Below are 20,985 nucleotides of genomic sequence, written 5' to 3' on the forward strand. Positions count from 1 at the left end.
GCACTAAAAACAAAAGGACCAAGCGGTCCTTTTGTCGTTTTAGCATCCTGGATCAGAATATTATTTGCTACTCAACACCGCAGCAGGTTGGAGTTTGGCGGCTCTGAGTGCGGGATACCAAGTGGCAAGAATACTCAATACTATCGCGGTAACTGAAACAATCAGCACATCTTCATAGCGCAATTGTGTCGGTAGAAAATCGACAAAATAGATGTCACCCGATAAAAATTGATGGCCGAGCAAACTTTCCAGCCCTTTGATTAAGGTGGTGAGGTTTAACGCCACCAACACCCCGAGAACACTGCCTATCACGCTGCCAAGCACACCTGAGAAAACGCCTTGCCAAACAAAGATACGCCTCACTAAGCGATCTGAGGCGCCCATGGTGCGCAAAATGGCAATTTCTGCAGCGCGGTCTTTGACCGACATCATTAAGGTGGAGACGATATTAAAACAGGCGACGCCAATCACCAGTACCATCACTAGATACATAATGGTGCGCACCAGTTGAATATCGCGGTATAGAAAGCCAAATTTCTGCTTCCAACTGCGTAAATAGACATAAATGTCGATCTTCTGCCCGACATCACGCACGATACTTTGCGCATTCAGCACGTCATTAGTACGCAGTGCGATGCCCGTCACTCCATCACCTAACGCCGTGTATTGCTGACCGTCGGCCAGGGGTACTAAGGCAACATTGTGATCAATTTGACCATTGAGCGTAAGAAAACCGACCACCTGTACGCGAACCCGCTTTGGTGCCTGTACTTTGCTGGTATTGCCCACTTGCGGAATTAAAAGAGTGACATAGTCACCGACCTTGGCGTCGATCTCGTTCGCGACACCGCGCCCCAAAATCACTTGATTTTTGCCCGGCGTAAATGCCTGCCACGCGGCGGCATCGATAAACTGCGCCATGCTGGACACCGCTTGTTCATAGTCTGGCTCTACCGCACGCACTTCGATCGCTTTGAGCTGATCGCCGCGCTCGACCAAACCCGTGAATTTCACATACGGCGCGGCGGCCAAAACGTTGGGGTGCGCTGTGACCTGTGAGATCACTTTGCGCCAGTCGGCAATCGGGCCACGCACGCCTTCGAGCTCTGCGTGAGGAATAACCGACAACACGCGTGACTGCAACTCACGCTCAAAGCCATTCATTGCCGATAGACCGATGATGATCACCGCTACACCAACGGCAATGCCAATTGTGGATGAGAGAGAGATAAACGACACCATTTTATTGCGCTGCTTGGCTTTACTAAAACGGCGGCCGATCATCAGTGCCAAAGAAGAAAACATCACTTCATCTCACTTTCGGTTGAGTTAGTCAGCAGTCCATCTTGCATCGTCATCTGCCGATCCATTTTCGCCGCCAACTCATTGTCGTGCGTCACCACCAAAAACGCGGTGCCCGACTCACGATTTAACTCACGCATCAGATCGTAAATTTGCAGTGCCGTCTTATGGTCAAGATTGCCTGTCGGCTCGTCGGCCAAAACCAGTTCCGGCTTATTGACTAGAGCGCGCGCAATCGCCACACGTTGGCGCTCACCGCCAGACAGTTCTGATGGGCGGTGAACCATGCGATGTTTCAGGCCGACTTTTTCCAAGAGTTGCTGCGCTTCTTGCTTAGCTTGAGCCAATGGCACGCCGGCAATTAACAAAGGCATCGCCACATTTTCCAGTGCCGAGAAATCCGCCAATAGATGATGGAATTGATAGATAAAACCGAGATGCTGGTTACGCAGCTTCGCTTGCTTATTACTGCTGAGGGTACACAAGCGGTAATTAAGAAATTCTACCTCGCCCTCGCTGGCGTCATCCAAAGCGCCGAGGATGTGCAGCAAGGTACTTTTACCTGACCCAGAGGTACCAACAATCGCCACTAACTCACTTTTATCCATCTCAAAGCTTACGCCTTTAAGTACTTCGGTAGTGAGTTCACCTTCCTGATAGGTTTTGCTCACGTGATGACACTTTAACAACTTATTCATAGCGAAGAGCCTCAGCAGGTTTAACAGACGATGCGCGGTAGGATGGATAGAGAGTAGCCACTAGACTAAGTAGTATCGCCAATAAAATCACCCAGAAGATTTGCCATGGCTGGATCACGACAGGCAGGCTGCCACCGAAGGTGAACAGCGCCACGCCGGCGGCATTTAGTAAGCTATTGAGATTAAACGACAGTAAGACACCCGCGCCACCGCCCACCAGCGCGCCAATCACGCCACTGCTCGCCCCCTGCACCATGAAAATCGTCATGATGTGGCGCTGGCTCATACCTTGAGTCTTCAAAATCGCCACTTCAGCTTGCTTTTCCATCACCACCATGATCAGCGCCGAAATAATGTTAAACGCCGCGACGCCAACAATCAGCCCAAGCATCAGGCCCATCATGTTCTTTTCCATTTTCACCGCTTGAAACAGCTCCCCGCGCTGCTCACGCCAGTCGCTCCACTGCCAGCCCTCAGGCAGGTTTTGCTTAGCCACTTGCGTCACTTCAAACGGATCGTCAAAAAATAGCCGCCATCCAGAAATGGTTTGCTTACTCAATCGAAGCAGTTTGGCGGCATCGTTGATGTGCGTCACCATCAACTGGCCATCAATATCTGAACCTGTGTTAAACATGCCTGCAACGGTAAAATTGCGCTGGCTTGGAATGCGCCCCAATGGGGTGAACTGGCTGGCGCTGGTCACCATAAGGCGCACTTTATCGCCCATTGATACGTTGAGATTTCTTGCCAGCGTATGGCCAAGGAACACCTGATATTCACCAGCATGCAAGTTCGCGACGGAGCCTGCGATTAAATGTTCGGCGATAGGATCGTCAAAGCTTGAATCAATGCCAATCAAATAACCCACCGAAAGCTGCGCTGCGCTTTGAATCACGGCTTCGCCGCGCACAATCGGTACTGGGGTGCGCGAGGGTGAAAGCTGACGGACAAATTCGGGCGCATTGGCTTGCCAAGGCGTTTCGTCTTGATAAGAGACAACCGCTTGCGGCAACACCCCTAGGATGCGCTCTTTAAGCTGCGCTTCAAAACCGTTCATCACCGAGAGTACCGTGACCAGCGCCATCACGCCGATGGTGATGCCCGCAGTCGACATATAAGAGACGAAGCGACTGAATCTGTCACCGGAACGCCCGCGCAGATACCTCAGCCCGACAAATAGCGATACTGGATAAAACATTGTAAAAACCGATAATCAATCCAACTGGTTACTCTAACCAGAAAGATGGCACGAATATAGCTAAAATTGAGTAAGCCACGAAGAATTCACCGTAATTTTGCCAATTTAGTGATGAGTGAAGCTGGGATGTGGGCCAATTGATGCAGAACAGAGCTTGATAACTAAGCGAAGTTAGCGATAATCAATCACTTGAAGATTCATCTTGCCAATTCAAGATGACGAATAAGGAACAACAGCATGACAGATCAAGAGTTTTTTACCGTCCATTCGACCCTCACGGTTAACGTCGAGCTGCTGCCTACGTCATCAACTTTGCCTTCGGAAGAGACATTTTTGGCAGAAATCCCGACCCCGTTTATCGTCGCCAGCGAATTTAGCCAACTCGATCAAATGGCGGACCATGCACGCCATGAGCTGAAAAATAGCGATTTCAAAAGCGTGATCGGTTTGCTCGATGCGCAAAATTCCAAACTCAATTTGCTGCTCAGTTTCATGCTCTCCCAGCAAGATGACCCTAAACTGCGCTTTAAAACTACTCGCTTTGGCGCTAGCCAAGTAAGTTATCTCTGCGCGCAAACAGTACCAATCGGGCAACTCGCGCGGGTGAAACTGTTTCTCGAGAGCCCAGCGGCGGCGATTTATTGTTACGCGCAAGTGACCGCCTGTGAGGCGCACGAACAGCAGTTCGAAATCACCATTAAGTACCAGTTGCTGCGTGATTCTGATCAAGACCTTTTGATCAAAGCGGCACTCCATCAGCAGCAAAAAATACTTCGTCAGCGAACCCTGGAAAGAGATTCAAAATAACCCACAATGAAAACTGTCCAACCTATCTTATCGGTCTGCGGCGCAAACGGTGCAGGCGACAAAAAACATATTGGCTGCTTACCGGGCGCATCGCTCGCACTCTCCATCGCTGAACTGGCAAAAGCAGCCACTAGCCACACGGTTTTAGTGGTACCCGACCCACAAAGCGCGTTGAAACTGCAAGCAGAAGTCGAACAGTTTTACCGTGAGTCGGTGACAGTGTTCCCCGATTGGGAGACGCTGCCGTACGACAATTTCTCGCCACACCAAGATATTATTTCTGAACGCATCGCGACCTTATTCCAACTGCCGGGGCAAACCAACGGCATCACCATTGTTCCAGTCAGCACCTTACTTCAGCGTCAATCACCGCGCGATTTCCTGCTGCAACATACCTTGATGGTCAAAGTGGGTGATCGCTATTCACTGGAAAAACTTCGCCTGCAATTAGACAATTCCGGCTATCGCCACGTCGATCAAGTATTTGGCCCGGGAGAGTACGCTAGCCGAGGTTCCATTTTGGACCTCTATCCAATGGGCAGTCATGACCCCTATCGGATAGATTTCTTTGATGACGAAATCGACACTATTCGCACCTTCGATCCAGAGAATCAGCGCTCTACCGACGCCGTACAGGAAATTCGCCTGTTACCCGCTCACGAGTTCCCCACCACTGAAGCGGCGATTGAAGATTTCCGTATTCGCTGGCGTAGCCAGTTTGATGCGCGCCGTGAACCAGAATCGGTTTACATGCAAGTGAGCAAAGGGACTTGGCCGGCTGGCATAGAATATTGGCAACCGCTGTTTTTTGAACAAACCGAAACCTTGTTTGACTACGTCGCTAGCGATTCCCACTTCATCACGGTCGGCGACATCGATCTGGCGATGGATCAGTTTCTCAGTGATGTCGATTACCGCTACGAACAGAAAAAAGTCGACCCGCTGCGCCCCCTCTTGCCTCCAGCGCAACTGTGGCTAAAGAAGGATGAGCTTTACGCTCGCATCAAGCCATTCGCTCAAACGTGCCTCTCTGTCGCAGCCATTGAAGAGAAAGCTGGCCGTAGCAATCTGCCTCTGCAAGCACTGCCTGAACTGGCCGTGCAACAAAACAGCAAAGAGCCGCTGGCACAACTGCGCCAATTTAGCGAAAGCTTTAACGGAAAAATTGTCTTTTCCGTGGAGTCCGAAGGACGACGCGAAGCCTTAACCGAGCTGTTGCAAGGGATAAAACTTCGTCCGACGATGTCGGCTAGCTTGGATGAAGCGTTGCAACAGGAAAACCGCTTTACTTTGGTGATCGGCGCCACTGAACGCGGCTTTATTCACCCCAAGCGCGGCTTTGCTTTTGTCTGCGAAAGCGATCTGCTTGGCGATCGCGTCATCCAACGGCGCAAAAAAGATAAGCGTAACGTCAACAGCGATACCGTTATCCGTCATCTTGCCGAGCTCAAACCGGGCCAACCTGTGGTGCACATTGATCACGGTATCGGCCGCTATATCGGTTTAGAGACGCTCGAAGCGGGCGGCATCAAAGCCGAATACATGATGTTGGAGTATCAAAACGAGGCGAAATTGTACGTTCCAGTGGCGTCGCTAAACCTCATCAGCCGTTACTCTGGCGGTGCGGAAGAGAGCGCTCCGCTGCACAAACTTGGCGGCGAAGCTTGGACCAAAGCGCGGCGCAAAGCGGCGGAAAAAGTGCGCGATGTTGCGGCAGAGTTGCTGGATGTCTATGCCAAGCGCGAGCTCAAGCCGGGCTATAAATTTGCGTTAGATCGTGGCCAGTACGCCAGTTTTAAATCCGGTTTTCCTTTTGAGGAAACGGACGATCAAACGACGGCAATCAACGCGGTGTTATCAGACATGTGCCAAGCCAAAGCGATGGACCGTCTGGTGTGCGGTGATGTGGGCTTTGGTAAAACCGAAGTGGCCATGCGCGCCGCGTTTGTCGCCACCGACAACAGCAAACAAGTCGCGGTACTCGTTCCAACGACCTTGCTTGCCCAGCAGCATTTTGAGAACTTCCGCGATCGCTTTGCCAATCTTCCGATTCGGGTTGAAGTGCTGTCGCGCTTTAAATCAGCGAAAGAGCAGAAACAGATCCTTGAGGATGTCGCGAGTGGCAAAGTCGACATTTTAGTCGGCACGCACAAACTGCTTTCGTCCGAGCTCAAGTTTAGCGATCTTGGCCTGCTGATTGTCGATGAAGAGCACCGTTTCGGCGTGCGGCAAAAAGAGAAAGTCAAAGCGATGCGTGCCGATGTTGACATTCTCACCCTGACTGCGACGCCTATCCCGCGCACACTCAATATGGCAATGAGCGGCATGCGCGATTTGTCCATCATCGCCACTCCACCAGCGCGTCGTCTGTCGATCAAAACCTTTGTGCGCGAGCACGATGATGCGATCGTGCGAGAAGCGATCCTGCGTGAAATCATGCGCGGTGGTCAGGTTTACTTCCTGCACAATCAAGTGGAAACCATCGAGAAAGTCGCAGCGGATTTGACCAAGCTGGTGCCAGAGGCGCGAATTACCGTCGCCCACGGCCAGATGCGTGAACGTGAACTTGAGCGCGTGATGAACGATTTCTACCATCAACGTTTTAATTTGCTGGTGTGTACCACCATCATCGAAACGGGTATCGACGTCCCCACCGCCAACACCATTATCATGGATCGCGCTGACAATCTTGGCCTCGCCCAACTGCATCAGCTACGTGGCCGTGTGGGTCGCTCGCACCACCAAGCTTACGCTTACTTGCTCACACCGCATCCCAAATCCATGACCAAAGATGCGATCAAACGTCTTGATGCGATTGCCTCACTGGAAGATTTAGGTGCGGGTTTTACACTGGCTACCCACGATCTTGAAATCCGCGGCGCAGGTGAGCTTCTCGGCGAAGAACAGAGCGGTCAGATCCAATCGGTCGGTTTCTCACTTTACATGGAGATGCTTGAGCAAGCGGTTCAAGCCTTGAAAGAAGGCAAAGAACCGTCACTGGATGAGCTTTTACGTGAGCAAACCGAAGTCGAGATCCGCATACCCGCCCTGCTCCCGGATGATTACATCCCCGACGTCAACAGTCGTTTGTCGATGTATAAACGCATTGCTAGCGTGGTAGGCGAAGAGGAACTCAACGAGCTCAAAGTGGAATTGATCGACCGTTTTGGTTTGCTGCCCGACGCGGCGAAGAATCTGTTGGCCATCGCCGAGTTAAAGATTCTTGCCGCCAACATCAAAGTGAAAAAGATCGAAGCGCATGATAAAGGCGGGTTTATCGAATTTTATCCCAACGCTGACATAAACCCCGCGTATTTGGTCAGACTATTGCAGTCGCAGCCGAAAAAATTTGCAATGGAAGGTCCAACTAAGTTCAAGTTTAGCGTACCATTGACCGACCGACGCCAACGTGTTCAGTTTATTCGCGATTTACTGAACGAGTTTAATCAGAATTTATTACCAGTGAGCTAGTTATCCGATGAGATTCTTGATCCCTCTGCTCCTTCTTTGTGTGTCACTCCCTTCATGGGCGCAGAGACAATTTGATATCGAGGTTATCATTTTCAAACGTAACCTAGATGCCCAGCAGACTAATGAATCCTGGCCAAACCAACTGCCGGAGATCAATAAAGCGCAAGCACATGAGTTTCAGGACGCCGCTTATCGTGAAGCTAAGGGCGTACAGATGTTGCCTTATGAGCAGTACCAATTGCGTTCGCAAAAAGAGACGCTCGACAGACATGCAGGATTCACCGTGTTGCTGCACACGGCTTGGCGACAAGATGACAAAGGCAGAAACTCGGCGCCCATTTTTCGCATTTTAGGTGGTAAGGATTACTCTGCGCAGTTTAATCCTGACGGCAGTGAAAAGCAGGCCGAGCCAGAGCAGGTCGTTGCCGATGGCATTACCGAAGTGCGTATCGACAACCCGTTGTACGAACTTGACGGTACTTTGCAAGTTTATGTGCAGCACTATCTGTTCGTTGAAAGCACCTTAGATCTCAAAGCGCCTAGCGTACGTGAAGTGAAGCTGGAATCCAGCCCACTGGATGAAAACATCGAACAGCTTGGCCAAGTGGATGGCAATGTACAACTAGGGAACTTGGCGCAAGTCTCTCCCACGGTACAAGTAGAACAGTTCCTCAAAAGCTACCGCATGGATCAAAAACGCCGTATGCGCAGTGGTGAAACCCACTACCTAGACCATCCGTTACTGGGCATCGTGATTCAAGTTCGCCGCGTGGAGTAAAACCGATTTACGTCTATTCAAAGCCCTCAAACGAGGGCTTTTGTTTATTCTCCCAAACGCCACAACAAGACTTTTGCCTGTTCTGGGGAGCGAAATCAACGAACGTTGAAAGAGGTCAACATGAGCCCAGATTTTCAAATCATTACGTCACACCTTTGCCTGCGCCTCATCAACGCCAATGAAGCCGAACCTTTGGCAAAGCTCATTCGCACTTCGCCATCGCTACATCAATGGGTCGATTGGTGCCATGCCGATTTCACTCTCACAGAGGCGCAGCAGTTCTTGCTGACCACCCGCCTAAACTGGGTAAAAGCCGATGGGTACGGCTTTGGCATTTTTCATCGCGAGAATGGGCAATTACTCGGAATGGTGGCGATTAATGAGCTTTATCACACCTATAATATGGTCAGCATTGGTTATTGGATTGCGGATAAGTATCAGCGTCAAGGAAACGCGAGAGAGGCGATCACCGCTTTAGTCGAGTTCTGCTTTGCCAAGTTGCAGGTGAGCCGTATTGAAATTGTCTGCGATCCTGCAAACCTTGCCAGTCAAAAACTGATTGAACGCTGTCATGCCAAACGAGAATCGATCGCTCGCCATCGTTTCCTTTTTCACGGCGAACCAAGAGACGGTGTGGTCTATTCGTTAATTCCCAGTGATCTGATCTAGTCGTTTATCGCCGTCATTTAATGTGAAATAACACAAAGGAGCACCATGGCGCTCCTTTGTGTTGGTTAGCGTTTATTGGCTAAATCAGCCTTTTTATTGCCCACAGGGTTAGCCTTTCTGGTTACGCTGCGCGGCTTTGCGCGCCAGTTTTTCCGCTCGACGAGCTTCAATCACCTGTGCGCTCTCTTCACCAATGTGGCATTCACCGCGCAGTTTCGCCAATTGAACTTGCTTCTCACGCTCACGAAAACGCGCTAATTGCTCTTCTGTGTACGTCCCAAAACAGCGCGGACAACTGACCCCTTGTTCATACTGCTCGCTCTGTTTGTCGTCCTCGGTAATCGGTAGACGACAAGCATTACAGACTTGATAGTCACTCTCAGACAAGCCATGTCCGACCGCTACTCGTCCGTCAAACACATAGCAATCGCCTTGCCACAGGCTTTGCTCTTGCGGCACTTCTTCAAGGTATTTCAAGATGCCGCCTTCAAGGTGATACACCTCGTCAAACCCTTGCTCTTTCAAATAGGCCGTGGATTTTTCGCAGCGGATCCCGCCAGTACAGAACATGGCAACTTTCTTATGCTTTTGCGGATCAAGGTTTTCCTTCACATAGTGTGGAAACTCGCGGAACGTCTCGGTTTTCGGGTTGAGCGCATTTTTAAACGTACCGAGCTGTACTTCGTAATCATTGCGCGTATCCACCACCAATACTTCCGGATCGGAGATGAGCTGGTTCCAATCTTGCGGTTTGACGTAAGTGCCTACCACATGACGCGGATCGATGCCTTCAACGCCCATGGTCACAATCTCTTTCTTGAGTTTGACCTTAGTGCGGTTAAACGGCTGCTCAGAGGCAAAAGACTCTTTATACACCGTACCTTTTAAACTTGGCTCGCTGTCTAGCCACGCCAACAGCGCATCAATCCCTTGGCGCGAAGAAGCGACTGTGCCGTTAATGCCTTCTTGCGCCAGCAGTAATGTGCCGCGAATGTGGTTCTCTTCCATCAGTGCCAGCAGCGGCGCTCTTAGCTCTTGGTAATGGTTGAGCTCAACAAACTTGTAGAGCGCACAGACAACATATTGACTCATGGTATGACCTTTTAATGACGACACAGGGAAATTGGGCACGCATTATAACCAAGCAGGCCGCTGACAAATACGGAACGTTTTTGGGGATATACCTTCTACTGGACGAAAACCTGACTAGAGATCTCTAGACGAGCAATATGTCTGAGCTGATTAAGTGCACCAGAGAGCTTTGCTGTACCTTAGTGTACTGCCGAAAAAAACCGGAGCGAAAATGCTCCGGCTTTACGTTCATGCGATGAATTAGTGCAGCTTGAGGTTTGGACGAAGCACACGGTTGATCCGCCCCACTAGCATCATCAGACCGGTTTTGAACACACCATGCAGCGCCATTTGGTGCATGCGATAAAGCGAAATATACACCACGCGCGCAATGCGCCCTTCCACCATCATTGAGCCTTTGGTGAGGTTACCCATCAGGCTACCTACCGTCGAGAAACGGCTCAATGAAACCAGCGAACCATGATCTTTGTACACATAGTCCTTCAACTCACGTCCGTTGAGTTTGGCAACGATGTTGCTAAACGCGTGACTCGCCATTTGGTGCGCGGCTTGAGCGCGAGGCGGTACAAATTTGCCATCATGCTGCGTGCATTGCGCCAAATCACCGATAACAAAAATGTCGTCATCGCGGGTGGTTTGTAATGTGTTCTTCACCACCAGCTGATTGATACGGTTAGTTTCCAAACCCGCAATCTCTTTCATGAAATCAGGGGCTTTAATTCCGGCCGCCCAAACCATGATTTGCGCTGAGATCTTCTCGCCATCTTTGGTAGTTAAGCCATCGGCTTCAGCTTTGGTCACCATAGTCGCAGTGCGAACATTCACGCCAAGCTTCACCAGTTCATGATGCGCAGCCGAAGAGATGCGTGGCGGCAACGCAGGCAAAATGCGCTCACCCGCTTCCACTAAGTTGACATTGAGCTTACTCGAATCTAGGTCACCAAATCCGTAAGTGCGCAGCTCTTTAAGCGCATTATGCAGCTCTGCGGAGAGTTCAACACCGGTTGCGCCGGCACCCACAATCGCGATATCGACAGTTCCCTGACCATTTTTCGCGTGCAGTTTGAGGAACTGGTTGTTCATTTCCGTGCGAAAACGGTGTGCCTGCTCCGGGCTGTCGAGGAAGATACAGTGCTCTTTTACCCCAGGAGTATTGAAATCGTTAGACGTTGAACCGATCGCCAGCACAAGAATGTCGTACTCCAGTTCGCGACCTGGCAGTAGCAGCTCACCATGTTCATCGGTCAGCTCACTCAGTGTAATCACTTTGCGTTGACGATCGATGCCACACAGGCTGCCTAGCTGAAAATCGAAGCTGTGGTTTTTCGCGTGCGCACGGTAACTGAGCGCATCCACGCCTTCATCCAGCGATCCCGTTGCCACTTCGTGCAACAAGGGTTTCCATAAATGGCTTGATTTACGATCGACTAGGGTAATTTGGGCGCGTTTTTTACGACCCAATGTGCGGCCCAGTTTAGTGGCCAGTTCAAGGCCGCCAGCACCGCCGCCAACAACGATAATTCGTGTCACAGTGATAATCCTCTACAAAATAAAAAATGGGGTCCGCCCGACCGCGTTCAGCCGATTAATGATTTCAGCGAAGCGCATCCAACGGATAAATCTTGTTATGTGTGACACTGGGTCACGGGTTATCAAAGGGCGTTCTGTTACGTTAAGAATCAAAGTGCAGCACAATATTTGAAACAGCACACATATCGGGCAAGTTAAACTCTCGCTCTCAATTTTTTTTGATATTTATCAAATTAATTTATAGCGTGACATTATATAGCGCTAGCCCCTTACCGCAACAAAAATCCATTGTTGTGAGCGCTAACACCAGAATAATCCTTCGGCGTGTAACGCTAAAAAAGGAGCAGAGACAATGGGATGAGACCGCTTAGTGGTCGATTATCTTTCAACAATCATCAAATGACTTGCACTTATAAAAGCTCAGCCCCAAAAGGGGCTGATGGTGTTTGATATTCTATTGCAAGAATATCCATTGTGATGGTACACGAGGTCGCTATAGCGCTTCTTTAAATGCTTTCATCGCTTGCAGATGCTGAGAAATCTTTTTGAATTTGTGACTCTCTTTCTCGTCCCAAATGATGGAGTAGTAGTCTTGCAACGCTTCTGCCGTTAGATTGTTGTCATGCACTTCGTCGTTGCGCGACAGGATCACTAAACAACGACCTTGATTTTTCATGCGGAACTTTTCGACACATTTTGTTGCAATATCTTCGTACTCTTCAGGGCGATCAATACGCCCTTGCATGTTGTTTTCCGGGTGAAGATTCGGATTGAAAATCACCTGTTTGATGCCACACAAAAAGCCAATGCGTTCGGACCAGTAGCCACCCAGACCGACACCACAAATAATCGGCTCGGGATCCTCAGACTGTTCAATGGCTTTATGCACTTCTTTTAATAAATGCTGCATATCATGCTTCGGATGTAAGGTACTGTAATTAACAAAACGTACATCGGGGTCAATAAACTGCAATTGCAACACTTTTTCGTGATTTCCAGGGCTGGTTGAATCATAGCCATGAAGATAGATAATCATAGTTCCCTCTCACTTTAAGCTTGGGTATCGCCATAAATCTACCACGATTAGCAGGGGTTTAAAGTGGTAAACCGGGTTGAGGCTGTAAACAGTGATCCTCGTGACATAATGTATGCAGCATTTGCTTGGCACTGAGCAAATATTCTTCACCACCCCAAAGCTTGTCGGCAAGTAGGTACCACAGCATCGCCATCATGGTTAAACGCGGCTGCCACGCTTTCACACCATCAAGCCACAAATCGATGTCGTCTATCTCTCTCAACTGGCAGTAACGACATACCGACTCAAACACGTTTTCCCCGGCAACTTGAATCACCAACGCGACATCCAACCTAGGATCAGCCAAAGCGGCATATTCCCAGTCAATCGCTTTCACCCCATCCGGACCTTTAACTAAGTTATAGTCCCCTAAGTCAAAATGACAAAGGGCGACGGGCAAAGGCTCAATGGAAGGAGCCATACGCCATTGTTGATACAAATTCTCAAATTCACTCCCCAAGTAGTGACCGTCAAGCTGCATCCAGTAGTGATCCACCCTCGCGGTGTAACTAAACGGCGCAAGCGGTAAACCATGCGTATCAAATTCGTGAATCTTAATGCAGGTTTTCAGTAAGGTATCGATAGAGGCCGCGCCGCGCATGGTCACGCCTTCCAGCCATTCGACCAACAAGCCCTGCTCGTTGACCAAAATCGGCTTGGGTCCGATTTTTAATGGTGCTATTGCCGCCAGAATCTGATATTCGCTGTAACGAGAAATAGAAAAAGCCTGACAGACTTTGCTGGCAGGCCTCCAAACATACGCTTTTCCATTGGCATCAAGGATTTTCCAACAACGATTGGTTAACCCTCCCGTCACCGTTTGAACTTGTGCGGGAGCGGGTACAAAAAACTCCGCTACCGCCTTCAAACTGGGATCAAGTTGTTTGGCTTGCTGCCAAGAAAACCACGCCATATTTCGCCTCACATGCGCTTACAGTCCAAGTAAACGTTTAGACTGCTGTTTGCGGATTTCAGTTTCATCCGCCCATTCGATCAGGCCCGTTTCCAGATCCATCAAGCGCATGGTCATTTTGTAGTAGACATCTTTGTCGCTGCCGTCATTCTTGACGATGCTCGACAGATTGCCATACAGCATGTATTGCGCACCCACCATCTTACCGAACTGAATTGCGGTTGATTGGTTCACCAAGTCGTCATTGTTTTGGAAGTTCAACTGCTCTCGCACCGCTTCAACACGGTCCATATCCACAAAGCGGAATTTCCCAGAGTTCAACATCTTGGTCGAAATGGTGTCGGTGATGGATTCTGTGTCAATATGTTCGCTGGTTTTGTTTTTGATTCGTTCAACAAAGACTATCGGACGCTGATCACGAGTGATCGCGGCCACTGAGCCTGACATCATCATACTATCGATCATCTGCCCCGCGATGGTTTGCAGATCGGTCGAGCCAAAATCAATCGTTGTCGTTTCAGTCGCCTGTGCGTCTCCATAAGAAACCTTGTTAGAACAACCACCTAAAACTACTGCCAGCCCCAACAGGGCAACCACACCTTTGTTCATTTTTAGTCCTCACACTCTTGAGTTTTAATCATTATTTGCACGAATCTGCACTCGGTATTGAGTACCATTCGGATTAACCGTCACTTCCGATAGGGTAATCGACTCAAATCCCCTGACGATCGCTTGACGCCAAGGTCCGGGTTTGCTGTTCACTTCCAAACCATTCGCGTCATACCAAGAAAAACGGTACAAGATCGACTGGTCGCCTTTGTAATTACTGGTCAAACGCACCACACCACGAACTCGATCGTCAGCGGGTACCGTCGAGATATCGTCGATCAACAGACGATTACCCAATACGTTGTCATGAAAGAACACATGCTGTGTTTCCCCATCAACACGCATGCCTGCGGTATTTTCTGCACAGCCAGCCAAAGCCAATAATACCAGTGCCGGAATGAGCCAAACTTTCATTACAATCTCCCTAATTGTTTGTGCCAGATAGTCTGGTTGTCCCCTTGACGAGAGAGCCAGACCAAAGTGGTTTGCCCTGCAGGCACGTTAAACACATAATCTTGATTGGTAGACGTCATCACCTGTTCTCCAGCCTTCACCACCGCACTGGCCGTGTTGATTGTCGCAGGTAGTGTCTGCCAACTGCGAGTATCAGGCTGCTCTGTTAACGCATTCCAGACATTGAAGAGCAGATTACCCACATCGTCTCCTTTGGCCGCTTCTTTGCGCAGTTGATCTTTGGCAACCACACGCAACGCCTGACGAATCACCATCGACGGTAAACGCTCACCGAGATCGTATCTCGCCATTTGGTTCACATCCGCCAAGGAGTGCGTCGTCAACGCCTGCTGATTTAATCTCAGCGGTGAGAATGACGCACGACTTTGTTTGGCATAGTAGGGTAGCGCCAATGAGTACAGCGCACCCACGCCACGAGAATCGTAAACGGGCAGATCAATGCGCCATCCTTGCAACGCTTCAACCACGCCTTGTTCCTCTATGACGATAATACGCCCTTCTTCGCTACCTAGTGTTAAATCGTGCTCACCGTAGCGCTTCTCTAGTTGGCGAAGGTCTTCGCGCATCGCCAACTTTTTGGCGACGGCTATGGTTCGCTCAATCACTTCGCGATTGTCTGGCATCACTGCCAATGCGCGGCGGTAGTCCACATACGCCCCATTGAGATCGCGTGACGCTTCATAAAGCAGCCCTGAGAGGAAAAACAGATAGCCATTTTGCACTGCTTGCAACGTTTGTCCCGCGTCAGGATAGTTTGCCAATACGCTGCCTAAATTGGTGGCCATGCCGTTTTTCTGCATGTCTCGCTGCGCTGCATTAAGCTCGTCTTCACGCGCTTTTCGAGCCGCTTCCTGCACTTGGTTGGCTCTGCGCATTTCGACCAAGGCCCCTTCTAAACTATTTTGCTGCAGATAGTTCAAGCCAAGATAAAGATGCAAAAAACCCAGTTCATAATCTGCTGGGGTGTAATTATTCAGATTGTCATTCACGGCCAATGAGCCTACGCTGGTGGCGGTTTGTGACAGAGAAACTTTTGCCTGATCCTGCCATTGCCGCACGGCCACATCACTTTTTTCAAAGGCGCTTTTGCTTGCCGAATAATCACTGGCTAAAAATGCCAAACGGCCACGCTCCATATTGTCGAGCATCTCACCAGCCACCAGATCTGATCGCATCTGCTGCGCTTGTGAGTAGTGACCACTTTGCACCGCCTGATAGACGGACTTATTCTGCTCACTGTAATGACTAAATAGATTGCCGGCGGACATATTGGCGCACCCTGCTAAAGCGAGTACACCACTGAGCAATGCGGCAAACTTTATCTTTCGCGTCAAAACTCGGCTCCAATAGAGATATAAAAGACGTTTGGCCAGCGAGCGCTTCGCTGGCCCCTTAACCTATCCGAGTCACCATTTATCCGAGCAACAAGGGACCAAGTGGACGTCCGCCCACCAAATGCATATGAATATGATAGACTTCTTGGCCACCATGCGCATTGCAGTTGACAATTAGGCGATAGCCATCTTCGGCAATGCCCTCTTCTTTGGCGAGCTTTCTGGCAACAGTGAATATACGTCCCATCATGGCTTCGTCATCGGCTTCAACGTCATTCACGGTTGGAATAAGCTTGTTCGGAATGATCAAAATGTGGCTTGGCGCTCGAGGATTGATGTCACGAAACGCGGTGACGAGATCATCCTGGTAAAGTACATCAGCGGGTATTTCCTTACGAATAATTTTGCTAAAGATGGTTTCTTCGGCCATAGGTACTCCATTAAGTGGTGTGTAGCCCGGTTAGTATGCGTCAAGGCATGCGCCATCACAATAAAAAACAGTGTTCACTTAACATTATCAACAGTACGTCAACCTATAAAGCTTTTTTTGTCGCCCTCGTCATAAAATGCTCCATTCAAACTGCCTACAATGATGATAATTTTGTTAATTTTTTGAGACGTTTTACGTCTTTTTGCACTTTTTATTTCTATCTGGGAGAGGGCTTCACCTATGCAAGGCTCAGTCATTAAAAGGATGTATGCCGGTTTCGCGTTGATCATTGTGCTGTTTGTAGTCACAGTGACCATCATGACCAACGGCATGAATCAAATTCATTCTAACTTTGAGACGGTATCAAGCACCTCTCTACCTTTAGTTTCACTGTCTAACCAGACCAGCGTCCAGCTTCTGTCGGCAGATAAATCCTTCAAAGATTTTCTGACCACACAAGATCAAGCTCGGATGGCACAGATGCGCCAAGAGTTCGGCCAATCACAACAAGAGTTTGGCAAAACATTGGCCGAGCTTGAACAAGCCAGCCGTATTTATCCTGCTCTTGCCGAGCCACTTGATCAGCTTCGTGAAACTGAACAGAGCTATTTTGCAGAAGCTAATGAAGCGATGAACAACTACGAAGCGATGTTCACTGCCCAAGCTGAAGTGCAGAAATCTTCTCGTCGTTTCCAAAAACTGCATACCGAATTGACCGTTGGCATGAAAGAGTATGTTGATGATCAAACCAGTATTTCCGTCAAAGTGATGGCTAAGAGCTATTTCATCAAGTTGAAAGACGCCGAAGTGATTACCTCGGATGCGTTAGCAAGCTCAGACCTTGAGTTTGTGGAAAAAGCAGTTACCAAGAACAAGAAAGCGGTTACTCACTTAAACTACGCTTACCGGGGTTTGGTCACTCAGTTACCTTCTTTGAAAGAGGTGTTTAACCAATCGGTAGAACAGTTTACCCAAGACGTCGGGCAAAAAGGCGGGGTGCTTGACCAACATGCCAGTTACCTGCGCGCAAGAACGGCGCTGTACAACAACATCGCCAACCTAGCGGTCAAAGTTGATAATGCCATGACCACGCTAGAAACCTTCACCACCACCGCCACCGACAATTTGAATCAATCTCTAGTAGAAGCGGGGGAAGTTTACGACCAAGGCTTACTCAAGGCGATCGTCATCGGTATTGCGGTCACCATTTTTGCCGCTGCGGTGGGTTATCATATCGCGCACAGTGTACGCGAACCGCTCACACGCATTCTGGCAACGCTGGAGGGGCTGGCGAATAGCGACATGACACAGCGAATCGAGATCCGCTACAACAACGAGTTTAGCCGTGTGAGTGGCCATATCAATACCCTCGCCGATAGCTTGCACAACATCCTAGTCAAGCTTAATGACGCAGCGGAAAATCTTACCGACACCGCGGCCAACAACGAGAGGACCTCTTCTGAGGCGCAAACTCAGCTCAATGCGCAACGTGGCCAAACCGCCAGCGTTGCCACGGCAATGACTGAAATGTCTCATTCAGTCCAAGAGGTAGCACAGAATGCGCAAAGCTCTTTGGAGATGGTACAGAAAGTCGAAACCGCGTCAGATTCTGGCCGTAGCATCATGAGTAGCAATATCTCAACCATCAATCAGCTTGAGATGCGCCTCAATGAGTCGGTTAGTGCGGTCTCTGAGCTACAGCGCATGAGCGGTCAAATTGGGTCGATTTTGGATGTGATCCGCAACATTGCAGAGCAAACTAACCTACTGGCACTCAACGCCGCTATCGAAGCTGCGCGCGCGGGTGAACAAGGGCGAGGTTTTGCCGTGGTTGCCGATGAAGTACGCGTACTGGCTTCCAAGACCACTCAGTCCACCACTGAGATTGAAGCGATGATCAGTAACTTACAATCCAGCTCGCAATCTGCCAGTCAAGTGATTCAAAGTTGTATGAACGATATGGAAATGTCGGTTGATCAAGCCTCCAAAGCCAACAGTTCAATGGAAGAGATCCAAGCACTTATCATCGAAATCAGCCAGATGAGCACGCATATTTCCCACGCAGCCGCAGAGCAGAGCGAAACTTCTGCAGACATCGCGCGCAGCCTTGAGGACATCAACAGCATCGCTGATCGCAGCTACCATGCGATGGCAACCATTGCGCAAACCAGCGAAAGTTTGTCGAATCTGGCTCACCAGCAAACTGAACTGGTGCATCGCTTTAAGCTATAAGGCGTCTTATCTAAGCGCATCGCACCAAAGCCGTTTCCAATCCGATAAGGGCAACTTTTCACAGCGTTGCCCTTGTTTTTTATAAGCCTTGTCTACATATGGAGATCAAGGGCTTGCCAATTCCTTTTCTCTTTCATTCTGTGCAGCCCATATAAAAAGGAAACTCTATGGCTGTTCACGTCGGTATTATCGACCAGGATCCGGTACGCTTGGTCACTCCCCTACTCGATCATCGCACCGTCAGTACACACATCATTTTCATCGGTGACGAATCTCAGCACGACATGTACCAAAGGCTTCATTCCGTCCTCGCCCAACGCAGCATCACGACCGAGTTTTTTGAAATTCCCTCAGTGGTCGATACGTCCCTCATCAAGCAGTCTATCCAATCGCTGGCCGAGGATCTCAAACGCCGTGGCGAAGATGTGAAATTGAACGCCAGTTGTGGTCTGCGACATCGTTTGCTTTCGGTGTATGAAGTGTTTCGCACCTACCATTGGCCGATTTTTGTCGTGGAGCCCAACAGCGACAAACTTTGCTGGCTCTACCCTGACGGTAGAGAAGAGGCCCAAGTTCAGGACCGTATCACCATTTCAGATTACCTCACCATTTTTGGCGCACGCGGTGAGTTTAACGAGGTGGAGTTGCCACCCCAACTGGATCAGCAGCTCTACCAGCTTGGTGAACGCTGGGCGAGCAATGCTCTGGAGCTTGGCCCTGGGTTGGCAACGCTCAACTACTTAGCCACCACTTGTCGCAAAGAGCAGCGGCTTGATGTCGAGCTTTCCGACAAGCAGCAAGGCTACCGCGAACTGAATATGCTGCTGGCAGATTTGGTTGAGGCCAATATCGCCACCTACGAAAATGGGGTACTCACCTTTGCCAATGAAGACGCGCGCCGTTTTTCCAACGGTGAATGGCTGGAAACGTTAGTCCACAGCACAGTCAAGCAAATCCAAGATGACATGCCGACCATTCAAGACCATTCGCTGAACGTACAGGTTTACCGACAGCTTGGGGAGCGTGAAGTACGCAATGAACTAGACGTAGCCTCGGTGGTGAACAATAAATTGCACATTATTGAGTGCAAAACCAAAGGCATGCGTGATGATGGTGACGATACGCTCTACAAGTTGGAATCGTTGCGCGATCTGCTGGGCGGGTTGCAAGCACGTGCGATGTTAGTGAGCTTTCGACCACTGCGCCACAACGACATCACTCGAGCAGAAGATCTTGGCTTAGCTCTGATTGGGCCAGATGAACTGCGCGATCTGAAACTGCATCTCACCAACTGGTTTGCCCAAGCCGGTGGCAGCGACGGTATTTAATTTTTTCTGTGGAAAAAGAAAACCCGGAGCCAAAACTCCGGGTTTTACTATTCTGCAATCGAGTAAAAAGCGGGATTACAGCATCTTACGCGCCGATTCCACAACCACTTTGATTGAACGCGCTTCAGTTTCTTTCAGCGTTGCGTGATCTGGGATCTCTTTCTGAGTGCGGTTGATAATCACGCCCGCAACACAGCCCGCACGTAAGCCTGAGCTCGCACACATGGTCAATAGAGTCGCTGATTCCATTTCAAAGTTCAGCACGCCCATCTCTTGCCACTCTTTCATTGAGCCTTGGAAACGGCGTACTACGCGTCCGGTGAAAGTGTCGTAACGCTCTTGACCTGGGTAGAAAGTATCGCTTGATGCGGTTACACCTGTGTGTACCGTTGCGCCACTCTCTTCAGCGGCGGCTTTCATTGCCGTTGCCACTTCAAAATCGGCAACGGCTGGAAACTCCATTGGCGCGAAGTGCAAGCTGGCACCATCAAGACGAACAGAACCTGTGGTCACAATCATGTCGCCAACATTCACATGTGGCTGGATAGCGCCAGTCGTACCAACGCGTAGGAAAGTACGTACGCCAAGTTGAGCTAACTCTTCAACTGCAATAGAAGTTGATGGACCACCGATACCCGTAGAGCAAACAACCACGGATTTTCCGTCTAGCTCCGCTCGGTACAGGGTGTACTCACGATGGCTGGCTAGAAATACGGGATTTTCCATCTCTTCAGCGATTTTTTGTACGCGCGCTGGATCGCCCGGAATAATGGCCAGAGTCGCACCGTTGAGATCGGCTTCGGTTACACCTAAGTGGAAAACAGCTTGAGACATAAGTCACTCCTTATTGCGGCTTACTCTGTGAGGTAAGCTCAAATGAAATTGTGGGGTACAGAATGCACTTTACTTAACCGAAGTGAAATATGGAGTGATCAAAATCACAACTGACTAATGTAACAATTATGTATTTTCAGGAAAAACCGTTTGGCATCACAAAAAGCCAACAAATCAATCATCCATTTGCATAAATCTGAGACAAAGATAC

At 49.6% G+C, this 20,985-nt stretch carries 18 protein-coding genes; 6 read left to right on the forward strand and 12 right to left on the reverse strand.

What is annotated here, in order from left to right:
* Window positions 1-60: 60 nt before the first annotated feature.
* The 3 genes from lolE to lolC are packed head-to-tail and all read right to left on the reverse strand — an operon-like array spanning window position 61 to window position 3,198.
* On the reverse strand, window positions 61-1,305 hold the full coding sequence (gene lolE / locus UF06_RS02265) for a lipoprotein-releasing ABC transporter permease subunit LolE (protein ID WP_045568993.1): 1,245 nt from the start codon (window positions 1,303-1,305) through the stop codon (window positions 61-63).
* Window positions 1,305-2,000 (reverse strand): lipoprotein-releasing ABC transporter ATP-binding protein LolD, encoded by a 696-nt coding sequence (gene lolD / locus UF06_RS02270; protein WP_045568994.1) that lies wholly within the window; start codon window positions 1,998-2,000, stop codon window positions 1,305-1,307. The genes lolE and lolD overlap by 1 nt, the downstream gene beginning before the upstream one ends.
* Window positions 1,993-3,198 (reverse strand): lipoprotein-releasing ABC transporter permease subunit LolC, encoded by a 1,206-nt coding sequence (lolC, locus tag UF06_RS02275; protein WP_082069532.1) that lies wholly within the window; start codon window positions 3,196-3,198, stop codon window positions 1,993-1,995. The genes lolD and lolC overlap by 8 nt, the downstream gene beginning before the upstream one ends.
* Window positions 3,199-3,435: 237 nt before the next feature.
* Here lolC and UF06_RS02280 point away from each other — a divergent pair, with 237 nt between their 5' ends.
* The 4 genes from UF06_RS02280 to UF06_RS02295 all read left to right on the forward strand — a co-directional run bounded on the left by UF06_RS02280 (window position 3,436) and on the right by UF06_RS02295 (window position 8,923).
* Window positions 3,436-4,005 carry a hypothetical protein gene (locus UF06_RS02280; RefSeq protein WP_045568996.1) on the forward strand — a complete coding sequence of 190 codons (570 nt, stop codon included), beginning with the start codon at window positions 3,436-3,438 and terminating at the stop codon, window positions 4,003-4,005.
* A gap of 6 nt (window positions 4,006-4,011) precedes the next feature.
* Complete coding sequence (gene mfd / locus UF06_RS02285; RefSeq protein WP_045568997.1) at window positions 4,012-7,476, forward strand: transcription-repair coupling factor; 3,465 nt, start codon at window positions 4,012-4,014, stop codon at window positions 7,474-7,476.
* Window positions 7,477-7,483: 7 nt separating this feature from the next.
* Complete coding sequence (locus UF06_RS02290) at window positions 7,484-8,254, forward strand: peptidoglycan binding protein CsiV (protein ID WP_045568998.1); 771 nt, start codon at window positions 7,484-7,486, stop codon at window positions 8,252-8,254.
* Window positions 8,255-8,374: 120 nt separating this feature from the next.
* Complete coding sequence (locus UF06_RS02295; RefSeq protein WP_045568999.1) at window positions 8,375-8,923, forward strand: GNAT family protein; 549 nt, start codon at window positions 8,375-8,377, stop codon at window positions 8,921-8,923.
* Window positions 8,924-9,031: 108 nt separating this feature from the next.
* Here UF06_RS02295 and UF06_RS02300 read toward each other — a convergent pair whose 3' ends face one another.
* The 8 genes from UF06_RS02300 to hinT form a co-directional block, all read right to left on the reverse strand.
* Complete coding sequence (locus UF06_RS02300) at window positions 9,032-10,015, reverse strand: rhodanese-related sulfurtransferase (protein WP_045569000.1); 984 nt, start codon at window positions 10,013-10,015, stop codon at window positions 9,032-9,034.
* A 240-nt stretch (window positions 10,016-10,255) separates the two neighbouring features.
* Entirely contained in the window at window positions 10,256-11,545 is a 1,290-nt protein-coding gene (locus UF06_RS02305) for an NAD(P)/FAD-dependent oxidoreductase (RefSeq protein WP_045569001.1), read from the reverse strand.
* Between the two features lie 493 nt (window positions 11,546-12,038).
* Window positions 12,039-12,581 carry an alpha/beta hydrolase YcfP gene (ycfP, locus tag UF06_RS02310; RefSeq protein ID WP_045569002.1) on the reverse strand — a complete coding sequence of 181 codons (543 nt, stop codon included), beginning with the start codon at window positions 12,579-12,581 and terminating at the stop codon, window positions 12,039-12,041.
* 58 nt (window positions 12,582-12,639) lie between these two features.
* Window positions 12,640-13,533 carry a thiamine kinase gene (gene thiK / locus UF06_RS02315; protein WP_045569003.1) on the reverse strand — a complete coding sequence of 298 codons (894 nt, stop codon included), beginning with the start codon at window positions 13,531-13,533 and terminating at the stop codon, window positions 12,640-12,642.
* Between the two features lie 18 nt (window positions 13,534-13,551).
* Window positions 13,552-14,142 carry a penicillin-binding protein activator LpoB gene (gene lpoB, locus UF06_RS02320; RefSeq protein WP_045569004.1) on the reverse strand — a complete coding sequence of 197 codons (591 nt, stop codon included), beginning with the start codon at window positions 14,140-14,142 and terminating at the stop codon, window positions 13,552-13,554.
* 24 nt (window positions 14,143-14,166) lie between these two features.
* Window positions 14,167-14,556 carry a YcfL family protein gene (locus tag UF06_RS02325; RefSeq protein ID WP_045569005.1) on the reverse strand — a complete coding sequence of 130 codons (390 nt, stop codon included), beginning with the start codon at window positions 14,554-14,556 and terminating at the stop codon, window positions 14,167-14,169.
* On the reverse strand, window positions 14,556-15,950 hold the full coding sequence (locus UF06_RS02330) for a lipoprotein (protein WP_045569006.1): 1,395 nt from the start codon (window positions 15,948-15,950) through the stop codon (window positions 14,556-14,558). The genes UF06_RS02325 and UF06_RS02330 overlap by 1 nt, the downstream gene beginning before the upstream one ends.
* A 79-nt stretch (window positions 15,951-16,029) precedes the next feature.
* Window positions 16,030-16,380, reverse strand: coding sequence for a purine nucleoside phosphoramidase (gene hinT, locus UF06_RS02335; RefSeq protein WP_045569007.1), 351 nt, complete (start codon window positions 16,378-16,380; stop codon window positions 16,030-16,032).
* A gap of 240 nt (window positions 16,381-16,620) precedes the next feature.
* Here hinT and UF06_RS02340 point away from each other — a divergent pair, with 240 nt between their 5' ends.
* Window positions 16,621-18,612 (forward strand): methyl-accepting chemotaxis protein, encoded by a 1,992-nt coding sequence (locus UF06_RS02340; RefSeq protein WP_139046244.1) that lies wholly within the window; start codon window positions 16,621-16,623, stop codon window positions 18,610-18,612.
* A gap of 167 nt (window positions 18,613-18,779) precedes the next feature.
* On the forward strand, window positions 18,780-19,940 hold the full coding sequence (locus tag UF06_RS02345) for a DUF1887 family protein (RefSeq protein ID WP_045569009.1): 1,161 nt from the start codon (window positions 18,780-18,782) through the stop codon (window positions 19,938-19,940).
* Between the two features lie 75 nt (window positions 19,941-20,015).
* Here the strand turns inward: UF06_RS02345 and udp are convergent, their stop codons facing one another.
* Window positions 20,016-20,774: a uridine phosphorylase gene (udp, locus tag UF06_RS02350; protein WP_045569010.1), complete on the reverse strand. Its 759-nt coding sequence runs from the start codon at window positions 20,772-20,774 to the stop codon at window positions 20,016-20,018.
* Between the last annotated feature and the right edge of the window lie 211 nt (window positions 20,775-20,985).

The sequence above is a fragment of the Vibrio sp. S234-5 genome (assembly GCF_000960595.1).
Classification (GTDB): domain Bacteria; phylum Pseudomonadota; class Gammaproteobacteria; order Enterobacterales; family Vibrionaceae; genus Vibrio.